The organism is Allorhizocola rhizosphaerae (assembly GCF_003426775.1).
GTDB classification, from domain to species: Bacteria; Actinomycetota; Actinomycetes; order Mycobacteriales; family Micromonosporaceae; genus Allorhizocola; species Allorhizocola rhizosphaerae.
In genome coordinates, this window is record NZ_QJUG01000264.1 from 1 (window position 1) to 10574 (window position 10574).

Annotated in this window: 13 protein-coding genes; 1 reads left to right on the forward strand and 12 read right to left on the reverse strand. The window is 68.3% G+C overall.

The features are described from left to right. Window positions 1–254 precede the first annotated feature (254 nt). Genes DM816_RS36040 through DM816_RS36070 form a run of 7 tightly spaced genes read right to left on the reverse strand, consistent with a single transcriptional unit; the run spans window position 255 to window position 6017 of the window. Window positions 255–1094, reverse strand: a complete 840-nt coding sequence (locus tag DM816_RS36040; protein WP_117215000.1) for a DegV family protein — start codon at window positions 1092–1094, stop codon at window positions 255–257. A 17-nt stretch (window positions 1095–1111) separates the two neighbouring features. Then, window positions 1112–1525: a hypothetical protein gene (locus DM816_RS43995; protein WP_211589006.1), complete on the reverse strand. Its 414-nt coding sequence runs from the start codon at window positions 1523–1525 to the stop codon at window positions 1112–1114. Between the two features lie 41 nt (window positions 1526–1566). Further along, a complete protein-coding gene (locus DM816_RS36050) occupies window positions 1567–2169 on the reverse strand; it encodes a histidine phosphatase family protein (protein WP_117215001.1) in 603 nt (200 codons plus the stop codon). Continuing rightward, window positions 2166–2543, reverse strand: a complete 378-nt coding sequence (gene rsfS, locus DM816_RS36055) for a ribosome silencing factor (RefSeq protein WP_117215002.1) — start codon at window positions 2541–2543, stop codon at window positions 2166–2168. The genes DM816_RS36050 and rsfS overlap by 4 nt, the downstream gene beginning before the upstream one ends. 45 nt (window positions 2544–2588) lie before the next feature. Then, window positions 2589–3194, reverse strand: coding sequence for a nicotinate-nucleotide adenylyltransferase (gene nadD, locus DM816_RS36060; RefSeq protein ID WP_281274391.1), 606 nt, complete (start codon window positions 3192–3194; stop codon window positions 2589–2591). A 9-nt stretch (window positions 3195–3203) separates the two neighbouring features. Next, the gene (gene pepN / locus DM816_RS36065; RefSeq protein WP_117215004.1) at window positions 3204–5693 is read right to left on the reverse strand and encodes an aminopeptidase N; all 2490 of its coding nucleotides are present in this window, start codon (window positions 5691–5693) and stop codon (window positions 3204–3206) included. A 60-nt stretch (window positions 5694–5753) separates the two neighbouring features. Next, complete coding sequence (locus tag DM816_RS36070; protein ID WP_117215005.1) at window positions 5754–6017, reverse strand: hypothetical protein; 264 nt, start codon at window positions 6015–6017, stop codon at window positions 5754–5756. Window positions 6018–6289: 272 nt separating this feature from the next. Here DM816_RS36070 and trpS point away from each other — a divergent pair, with 272 nt between their 5' ends. Then, entirely contained in the window at window positions 6290–7315 is a 1026-nt protein-coding gene (trpS, locus tag DM816_RS36075) for a tryptophan--tRNA ligase (RefSeq protein WP_117215006.1), read from the forward strand. On the opposite strand, the gene DM816_RS36080 is transcribed toward trpS, so the two are convergent. The 5 genes from DM816_RS36080 to DM816_RS36100 form a co-directional block, all read right to left on the reverse strand. Further along, window positions 7302–7733 carry a GNAT family N-acetyltransferase gene (locus DM816_RS36080; RefSeq protein WP_117215007.1) on the reverse strand — a complete coding sequence of 144 codons (432 nt, stop codon included), beginning with the start codon at window positions 7731–7733 and terminating at the stop codon, window positions 7302–7304. The genes trpS and DM816_RS36080 overlap by 14 nt on opposite strands. Before the next feature lie 24 nt (window positions 7734–7757). Continuing rightward, entirely contained in the window at window positions 7758–9188 is a 1431-nt protein-coding gene (gene obgE / locus DM816_RS36085; protein WP_117215008.1) for a GTPase ObgE, read from the reverse strand. Window positions 9189–9447: 259 nt separating this feature from the next. After that, on the reverse strand, window positions 9448–9705 hold the full coding sequence (rpmA, locus tag DM816_RS36090) for a 50S ribosomal protein L27 (RefSeq protein ID WP_117215009.1): 258 nt from the start codon (window positions 9703–9705) through the stop codon (window positions 9448–9450). A gap of 10 nt (window positions 9706–9715) precedes the next feature. Further along, window positions 9716–10030 carry a 50S ribosomal protein L21 gene (rplU, locus tag DM816_RS36095; protein ID WP_117215010.1) on the reverse strand — a complete coding sequence of 105 codons (315 nt, stop codon included), beginning with the start codon at window positions 10028–10030 and terminating at the stop codon, window positions 9716–9718. A 108-nt stretch (window positions 10031–10138) separates the two neighbouring features. Then, window positions 10139–10574 (reverse strand): hypothetical protein (locus DM816_RS36100; RefSeq protein WP_162908183.1); only part of this gene is annotated, 436 nt, incomplete at its 5' end.

Here is a 10574-nt window from a genome sequence, read left to right on the forward strand (position 1 = left end):
GCCGCCGACAGACAAGCGAGGTCAATCCAATCGATGCAAAACAACCCCCGCCAACCCCGGCCCGACATCCGCCGCCACCGCCGCCCGACCTCACTCCTATGACGAACAAGCGAGGTCAACCCCGATGCACCACAACCCCCGCCGATCCCGGCCCGACATCCGCCCCAACCTCACTCCTATAACAGGCAAGCGAGATCAACCCACAATGCGCCGCCAAAGCGCCCCGACCTCAGTGGCATAACAGGCAAGCGAGGTCAACCCCGATGCACCACAACCCCAGCCAACCCCGGCCCGACATGCGCCGCCACCGCCGCCCCAACCTCGCTCGTATAAACCGTGCTCAGTCGATCGCCCAGGCGCTCCCGCAACGTACCGGAGAGAAAAGAAGCTCTTTCGGCCGCGGCAAGGTGGTGCACGGCTATCTCGACCTGCCCCTCACCCGCCGCATCGCATACCAGGCTGACCAGCCGGTCCAGCGCACGCCCCGCCGTGCGGACCTTGTCCCGCAAGACAATCCGGCCGTCGGCGACCTCCAGCAGCGGCTTGACCGCCAGCGCCGTCCCCACCAGCGCCGCCGCTGCCGTGATCCGCCCGCCGCGCCGCAGGTGCTCAAGCGTGTCCACATAGAAGAACGTGGACGTATCGCGAATCGCTGTGAGCGCCGCCTCTTTCACCTCGCCCAGATCCTTGCCCGCCGCCGCGGCCGAAGCGGCCGCCAGCGCCGGAAAGCCCAGGCCCATGCCGGTCGAGCCGGAGTCGATCACCTCCACCGGCCCCGGCGCCTCGGCGGCGGCCGCCTGGGCACCCGCGAAGGTGCCCGACAGCCCGGCAGCCAGATGGATCGACACGACACCCGTCGCACCCTCGTCGAACAGTCTGCGGTACGCGGCCGCGAACTCGCCGGGCGAGGGCTGCGAGGTGGTCACGGTGCCGCGCGCCCGCATGGTCTGCGCGACCTCGCTCGGGCCGATCTCGACACCCTCCCGCCCCGACACGCCGCTCATCACCACGTGCAACGGCACCACGGTCACGCCGTGGGACGTCGCCGTGTCGGGCAGGCAGGCGGTTGAGTCGGTGACGACCACTATGGACATGCGGGCACGTTAGCCGATCATGCGGGTTGTGACGAGATGACCTCCAGCACCGGACCCATTTGACAGATCGTCATCAGGTCGGTACGGATCTTGCCGCGAACGGTCACGCGGGCTCCCGCCTTGAGGATGCCCGGGTCGCCGCCCTTGATCTCATAGGTCTTGTTGCCCTCGGCACGCAGCACCCGGCAACCGCCCTCCAGATCGACGAACTCCACCGTGCCGGTGAGGGTGACCTCGTCCTTGCCGGGAGCCGGTGTCTTGTCCGGCGTCGGCGACGAGCCGGGGAAGGCCGTGGGCGACGGTGTCATGGTGCCCTCCGGGGCCGATGAGGTGGGTGCGGATGGCGGAACGGAAGGATCGCCAGCTCCGGCGCAGCCCGCGGTCAGCAGGACGCACGCCGCAGCCGCGGCTATGAGCATTCGTGTGTTCATGACAGCTCGGACGCTACTCGCCCGCGTCAAGTTGCGCGAACTCAGACACCCACGTTGTGCGCGAGCAGCTGCCACGTGCGATAGGTGGGATGATGGCCCAACTCCGACCAGTGGCAGTTGTGCAGGGCGCCCAGCGTGAGCGCCGCCTCCTCGGGCCAGCCCAGCAGCGCCGCCACGCCCCAGCGCACCGAGCCCCCGTGGGTGACCAGCACGGTGAGCCCGTCCGGATTGCGCTCGTAGGTCTGCCGGATCACCTCCGACACCCGCTTGCCGAGATCGGTGAGCGGCTCCAGCCCGTCGCCGGGTGCCGACTCACCGGCCGCCCAGCGCGCGTGGCTGTCCGGGAACCGCACCTTGATCTGGTCGATCGTGAGCGTCTCCCACAGCCCGAACCCGCGCTCACGCAGCCGGGGCTCTCGCTCCACCGGCAACCCCGTGAGCCGGCCCAGCTCGGCGGCCGTGTCCCAGGTGCGGCTCAGATCACTGGAGATGATCAAGCTCGGCTCCAGCGCGGCGAGCCGCTCGGCCGAGGCCGAGGCCTGACCCCGCCCGCGCTCGTTGAGCGGGACGTCGGTCTGTCCCTGGATGCGGCCGTCGTTGTTCCAGTCGGTGTTGCCGTGGCGCCAAAGGATGATGCGGCTCACGAGATGAGCGCCCGATCGACGAACTCGATCTGCGGGCAGTCCTTCCACAGCTTGTCGAGCGCGTAAAACTCACGCTCCTCGCCGTGCTGGACGTGCACGACGATGTCGTTGAAGTCCAGCAGCACCCACCGGCCGGCCCGCTCGCCCTCCCGGCGCAGCGGCTTGGCCTTCTCCGGCAGCTGGACCAGCGCCTCTTCGACCGCGTCGACGATGGCCTGCACCTGCCGCTCATTGGGGGCCGACGCCAGCACGAACACATCGGTGATCGCCAAATGCTCGGAGACGTCGAGGACAACGATGTTATCTGCTTTTTTGTCGGCGGCAGCCTGGGCCGCGGTCAACGCCATCTCGACAGCACGCTCGGATGCGGGCACAGTTCTCCCTCTGGTCTTGGTCCTGGCATCAACAAGCGTCTCACATCAGGCCATCGCGTGAGCAGGCTGACGGTAAAGGTTGTGCTTTGTGATGTATTGCACCACTCCATCGGGTACCAGGTACCAAATGGGCTGGCCGGCGGCGACCCGGTCGCGGATGTCGGTCGACGAGATCGCCATGGCCGGCACCGGCACCAGGCTGACCGACTCGGGCGGCAGGTGGGTCTTGCGCAACCGGAAGCCGGGCCGGGTCACGCCGATGAAGTGGGCGAGCTCGAACATCCGGTCGGCGTCCTTCCACGAAAGGATCTTCGCCAGTGCGTCGGCGCCCGTGATGAAGAACAGGTCGGCCTTATCCCCATGCAGCCCATGCAGATCGCGCAACGTGTCGACGGTGTAGGTCGGGCCCTCGCGATCGATATCGACCCGGCTCACCGAGAAGCGCGGATTGGACGCCGTCGCGATCACGGTCATCAGATAGCGGTCCTCGGCCGGCGAGACCACCCGTTTGCTCTTCTGCCACGGCTGGCCGGTCGGCACGAAAATGACCTCGTCGAGCGCGAAGCTGTCGGCCACCTCGCTCGCCGCCACCAGGTGCCCATGGTGGATCGGATCGAAGGTGCCGCCCATGACGCCAATCCGGTGTGCCACACCACCATCCTATGCCGATCTTGCCGCCGCCCGCGCCCCCAAAGCCCGCCGGAGATCATCAGTCTCGTCGATCAACGCCCGCCGCAGCAAGGGATGCAGCTCACCGGCCAGCGCCCGCTCCGCGTGAGCGACTGTGTTTTGCGACACCTCATAGATGGGATACCCCGACTCGACGATCGTCGCGAGCAGATCACCGGACCGGCCCTCCGAGCGCGGCAGCTCGACGAAGAATCGCTCCACATAGGACCGGGTGAGCTCCTCCTGCTCCGGCTGCCACAGGCCGAGCGCCGCCGACATCACGAGGCGGTTGGACAGCCCCTGCTCGCGCACCACGATGTCGAACGCGTGCGCCTTGGCCGCCGGGTCGGGCCGGGCGGCGCGGCAGCGCGTCGCCTCCTGCTCGCCACGCGCGCTGTGGTCCCGCTCCAGCTCCGCGTCGAGCTGCGCCTCGCCCACCTGTCCCAGAACCGCCAGCCGGTACAGCAGCGACCACCGCAGATCCGCGTCGACCACCAGCCCCGGGGGCAACTCCCGCCCACCGAGCCAGTCGTGCAACAGCCGCGGGCCCGAACACGACACCAACCCCCGCGCACCGGCCAGCTGGCACGCGCTTCCTGGCTCCGATCCGTCCACAATGGACCGACACACCCGTTCCAACAGTGAAAGCCCCCACGCGAACCGTTCCCGCGGCAGGTAACACGGCACGGCGATGCGCCGCGCGATGCCGAACACCGACTCGATCACCGTCACATCCGGCTCGCTTGGCAGTGCGGCCGCCACCAGATCCAGGAACTCCTCCACCGGCCAGAGCGCGTCGCGGGTCGCGTCCCACGCGCTGCCCCACCTCAGGGCCCGCGCGAGCGTGTCGGGCTGCTCCTTGATCAATTCTCCCAGCGAAGATCGTGTCCGCTCATCCAGCCGCACCTTCGCAAACGTGTGATCGCCCGCGTTGAGCAGCAGATCCGACCCTTTCACACCGTTGAGCGCGGGCAGCGGCGTCAGCGCGCCCCTGATCTCGACGTCCGTCCGGTGCCGCGCGCCGGCGTCGTCCCGCCACGCCACACCGATCCGATGTGGACGGAGGACGGGATGGCCCGAGGGTGCGGTCTGCTCGATGGTCACCGACGCGTACGACCCGTCCGCCGCCCACTCGATGATCGGGCTCAACGTGTTGACGCCCGGGGTGCGCAGCCACACCTGCGCCCACGCCTCCACGTCGCGGCCGCTGGACTCCGACAGCGCCGCGAGCAGGTCGGCTAGCGTGGCGCTTCCCCAGGCATGCTTTTCGAAGTACGACCGAAGCCCGCCGAAGAACGCGTCGTCCCCGATCCACGCGACCAGCTGCCGAAGCGCCGAGCATCCCTTCGCGTACGAAATCGCATCGAAGTTGTTAAACGCGTCGTCGGTGTCGATCACCTGCTGCGGCGCCACCGCGTGCGTCGAGGGCCGCTGATCCCCCGCGTATCCGGCGAGCTTGCGCCCCGCACCGAACCGCGTCCACGCCTGCTTCCACTTGGTCACCTCGGCCGTGAGCCGGTATCCCATGTACGTCGCGAACGACTCGTTGAGCCACAGGTCGTCCCACCATCGCATGGTCACCAGGTCGCCGAACCACATGTGGGCCATCTCGTGCGCCGTCACGGCCGCCCGCTCCAGCCGCTCGGTGTCGGTCACCGGCCCGCGGAACAGGTATTCGTCGCGGAACACCACACACCCGGGGAACTCCATTGCGCCCCAACTGAATTCGGGCATGTAAGCCTGGTCGTACTTGCCGAACTGGTACCGGATCCCGAAAAGCTCATGGAACCGGTCGAAGCACGCCTTGGTCACCTCGAAGATCTCCGCCGCGTGCCGGTCGAGCACGTCGGCATAGCTGGCCCGCGCGAACAACCCGAGCGGGATGCCGTCGTGCTCGTCGTAGCGCGCCACGAGCGGACCGGCCACGAGGGTGATCAGATAGGTCGCGATCGGTTTGGTGGCCGCGAAGTTCCACCGCCCGGGGGACTCCTGCACGCCCTCGCCGTTGGCCCGCACCACCCACGACGGGTCGGCCGTCACCGACAGCGCCACCGACGCCTTCAGGTCGGGCTGGTCGAACGCGGCCATGAAGTTGGGCGCGTCGGTGATCGACGGCTGGGCGTAGACATACACCGCGCCGTCGGCCGGGTCCACGAACCGGTGCATGCCCTCGCTCGAATGCGAGTACGCGTAGTCCGCCGTGATCACCGCCACGTTCTCCGCCGCGAGATCGGGCAGTTCGAGCCGCCCTTCAATCACGCCAGACGAAAGCGGCGCCCCGTTGAGCGTGGCGCCGATCAGCTCTTCGGGTCGCAACTCGACAAACGTCGATGTGCCCTCCGCGGCCGCGAAGCGCAGGGTGGTGATCGTGCGAAAACGCTCGGCACCGCCCGTCAGGTCCACGTCGAGTTCGTAGGACAGCTTGCGCACGGTGGCGGCCCGGGTGATGGCCTCAGCGTGGGTCAGACAGCGATGCGGCATGGGCTTCATAGTGCCCGATGGCCCCGCACCCGCCCAAGAGCCGGCGCGGGGCCGGGCCCCTCACAGCGGCAGGAGCTCCAGCAGGAGCACCAGCTCCTCCTCGCTGAGATCTCTGGCGACGCCGCGCAGCCGCACGATCAGATCGGCGGCCTGCACGACGCGCTCCCCCCTCCGGTCGATCACCCCGATCACGCGGTGCCCGCGCGCATCGGCCTCACGCACGGCGCACACGACCGCCTCGGCCAGCAACGGCTCGGCACGCCGCTGCTCCAGCCGACCGGTCACCCCGGGGCTCTCATCGAACAACACGACAAGGCGGTGCACCCCGAAATCCTTTCGTGCGAGGCGAAAACCCAACTGCCCCAAGACCTTTCCAGAAAAAACCGCCCAGTGGAGGAGCCAGCAGCCCTTGTAACTTCCCCCAATCCCCGGGATAATGGCGCCGTGCGCATCCTCATCAACCTGAGCTGGTGGCTGCCCTGAGGGGCGGCCCGCATCTTCGCGCACCCGAGACATCCGATGGCCGCCCGACCCGGGCGGCTTTTTCGTGTCGGCGCCAGGCGGGTCGGGTACCAAAACAAGAAGGGAAAAAGAAAATGACCCGTCGCCTGACCGGCCTCAAGCCCACCGGCCACCTCCAGCTCGGCAACCTGCTGGGCGCGATCCGCCCGCTGGTGGGCGGCCAGAGGGAAACCGGAAGCGAGCTGCTCACGGCCGCCCCTTCTCCTGCGGTGCAAGGCACCGGCCGGGGCGTAACCGAATCGGTCATTATGATCGTCGATCTGCACGCGTTGACCATCGAGCACGACCCGCAGCGTGTCCGAGATCTGACGGTCGAGCACGCCCGGCTCATGCTCGCCGCCGGGGTGGACCCGGATGTGACGACCATGTATGTCCAATCACACCTGTCCGAACACGCGCAGCTGCACTATCTGCTGGAGTGTGCGACCGGCTTCGGCGAGGCCAGACGCATGATCCAGTTCAAGGAGAAATCGACCGGGCCGGATCCGGTGAGATTGAGCCTGCTCACCTACCCCGTCCTGATGGCCGCGGACATCCTGCTCCATGACACCGAGGAGGTACCGGTCGGCGACGACCAGACCCAGCACCTGGAGCTCGCCCGGGACGTGGCCTACCGGTTCAACACCCGATACGGCCAGACGTTCACCGTGCCGCGCGCCGTCACCCCCGCGTTCGCCGCGCGCATCATGGATCTGGCCGAGCCGACCGCCAAGATGGGCAAGACCAACGCGGTCACGGCTGGGGTGATCGGCCTGCTCGACCGGCCGGATGTGGTGCGGCGCAAGGTGATGCGCGCGGTCACCGATACCAGGAACATCGTCCGGCGCGACCCCGACCGGCAGCCCGGCGTGACCAACCTGCTGGAGATCTACGTCGCGTGCACGGGCGACCGGCGCGAGTTCGCCTCCTACGGCGAGCTCAAAACGGCGGTAGCCGACGCGGTGATCGCCGTGCTGGAGCCGATCCAGCGCCGGTTCGCCGCGCTCACCCCGGGCGAGGTGCTGTCGGTGCTGCACGACGGCGCCAAGCAGGCACGCCCCCGGGCACAGGCCACATTGGAGCGTGCCACGGAGGCGATCGGTCTGATCAAAGCCGCTTGACGAGACACACTGAGAATCGGTTGCCCACATAGGGGCCGTAGGCCGGGGTTCGCTCGAACCCGGCCGCCTCATAGAACGCGATCGCCGCGGGGTGCCGCGTGCCCGTCTCCAGCACGACGCGCACGAACCCCTGCCCCGCGGCGCGGCGCGTCAACGCCGTCAGGATGCGCCGGCCCACACCGCAGCGGCGATGCGCGGGCAGCACATACATGCGCTTGATCTCAGCGGCGTCGCCGTCGAACGGGACGAGCGCGCCGCAGCCGACCGGATCGCCCATCAGATACGCGATGACGAACCGGGCGCGCGGGTGCAGCGGGAGTGGAGTCTGCTCCGGATAGATCCCCAGCAGCTCGTCCTCGGCTTTGCGGACGAGCATGCCGACGTCGGGATGCGTGATCTCCCTGTTTTGGATCAACACTCCAGCGAAGTTAGCTTCGTGCTGTTACGACTCTGTTTCCGTGTCCAGTTCGCCACGCAGCCGCGGGCGCCGGGCCTTGCGCGCCGCGAGCCGCTCGGCGGCCGTCGCCCGCGTCGAAGGGTCCTCGATGCGGGCATCCGCGCCGCGCACGGTCGGCACGAACTCGTCGGCGACCGTGGGCACCCAATCGAACTCGTGCCTGCCGATGCGGACCGTGTCGCCCGGCTCGGCGCCCAGCTTCGCCAGCTTCTCCTCGACCCCCAGGCGCAGCAGGCGATCCGCCAGATAGCCGACCGCCTCGTCGTTGTCGAAGTTGGTCTGGCGCACCCAGCGCTCGGGTTTGCTGCCCGACACCACCCAGACGTCGTCCTCGTCGCGCTCGATCGAGAAGCCGGAATCGTCCACTGCGGACGGCCGCAGGATGATGCGGGTGGGTTCGAGCACGGGCGTGGCCGCACGGTGCTCCTCGACCAGGCGGGCCAGCGCATAGACCAGCTCCTGCAGGCCCTCCCGGGTGGCCGTGCTGATCTCATAGATCGGCCAGCCATAGCGCGAGAGGTCGTCGCGGACTATCTCCGCCAGGTCCCGCCCGTCCGGCACGTCGATTTTGTTCAGGACAATGATCCTCGGTTTGTCCGCCAGGTTCCCGTAGGCGTCCAGCTCGGCCTCAAGCGCGTCGATGTCCGACACCGGGTCGCGCCCCGGCTCCAGCGTCGCCGTGTCGACCACATGCGCGAGCACCGCGCAGCGCTCGATGTGGCGGAGGAACTGCAGGCCCAGGCCCTTGCCCGTGGCCGCGCCCGGGATCAGCCCCGGCACATCGGCGACGGTGAACACGTGCTCGCCCGCCTGCACCACACCCAGGTTCGGCACGAGTGTCGTGAAAGGATAGTCGGCGATCTTCGGCTTGGCCGCGGAAATCACGGAGATGAGCGACGACTTGCCCGCGCTCGGGAAGCCCACGAGCCCCACATCGGCAACGCTCTTGAGCTCCAGCACCACATCGAGCCGGTCGCCGGGCTCACCGAGCTCGGCGAAGCCGGGCGCCTTGCGCCGCGACGACGCGAGCGCCGCGTTGCCCCGGCCACCGCGCCCACCCCGCGCGATCTCCACCGTGGTGCCCGCGCCCACCAGATCGGCGATCACCTCGCCATCCATGGTCTGCACGACCGTGCCGGACGGCACCTTGAGAATGGTGTCGCCCCCGTTGGCGCCGTCGCGGTTGTTGCCCGCGCCACCCGCGCCGTTCTTGGCCTTCACGTGCGGGCGGAAGTGGAAGTCCAGCAGCGTGTGCACGTTGGGGTCCACGATGAGCAGGATGTTGCCCCCGTGGCCGCCGTTGCCGCCGTCCGGCCCGCCGAACGGCTTGAACTTCTCCCGGTGGATGGACACGCAGCCGTGCCCGCCGTCACCGGCCTGCAGGTGCAGCACCACCCGGTCCACGAACGTCGCCACGAACCCATCCTCTCGCAGAAATAATCAGGGCGTCCCTCCGCTTCGGAAGGACGCCCTGAAGTGAAGCTGCAACTCCTTGGTCGTGCTCAAGCAACGACCGGGCACGCCGCCCAAAGCTGTCGTCTTCCCTCGCGATCTCGAAGCCAATGGACGGCTTTTCCAGGTCACGATGTGGCGGCCGAAGGCCGACATCTCCGAGCTCGAACTTGCCGGGACAGATTCAAGATCGCTCGGTGCGGACGACAGCGCGGCGATGCCGTTATGCTTCGGCCTGAACGATGCTCACCGTCTTGCGGCCTCGCTTGAAGCCGAACTGCACCGAGCCGTCGACAAGCGCGAAGAGCGTGTCGTCGCCGCCGCGGCCCACCAGGTCGCCCGGGTGGAACTTGGTGCCGCGCTGCCGGATGAGGATCTCGCCGGCGCGCACCTTCTGGCCGCCGAAGCGCTTCACACCCAGACGCTGGGCGGCGGAGTCACGCCCGTTGCGCGAGCTGGATGCACCCTTTTTGTGTGCCATCGCTTGTTGCCTACTTCCCGGTCTTGATGCCGGTGACCTTGACCTGGGTCAGCGGCTGGCGGTGACCCTGGCGCTTGTGGTAGCCGGTCTTGTTCTTGAACTTGTGAATCCGGATCTTCGGCCCCTTGGTGTGGGACACGAGCTCACCGGAAACGGAAACCTTGGCAAGCTTCGCCGCGTCGCTCACCAGGTCGTCGCCGTCGACGAGCAACACCGCGGTCAGCGCCACAGTGTCGCCGGGCGAGCCGTCGAGCTTCTCGACCTCGATCACGTCGCCCTCGGCGACCTTGTACTGCTTGCCGCCGGTCTTGACGATCGCGTACATGGGACGCGGACTCCTGTCGTTAGCGGATACGATTTGGGCGCGCGTCAGCAGACGCACGAAGAGCAAGCTTACGTCACGCCCGACGTCCGGCCCAAACCGGGCCCGGCGTCAGCCTGCACACAGTTTCTCGTAGGTCGTCGAGGCCTCCGCGTACTCCGGCAGATCGAACGCCGAGAGCAGCACGTTGGGGTCCTGCTGGACCTTCTTCGGGTCGAGCCCATTGTTGATCTTGTCAAGCGCGGCCGCCAGGTCGTTGGCCACCTTCTTGACCTCGCCGTCGCCGGTCTTGCCCGCCTCGGCGCGCAGGTCGCCGGCGAACTTCGCGTTGGCCGACTTGACGTCCTTGACCACCGTCTCGATCTTGCCGGCGTCGTTGCCCGCCGACCCGAGCCCGGCCGCGGCGTTGGCGAACGCCAGGCCCCACTCCGTCAGCTTGGCGGTGATGTTCTCGCACGCCTTCTTGTCGGTCGCCGTGCCGCCCGGGGCCGGCGCGGCGCTCGGGTCGCCGGGGTTGCCGCCACCCGGGGCCGTCGCGCTGGCCGTG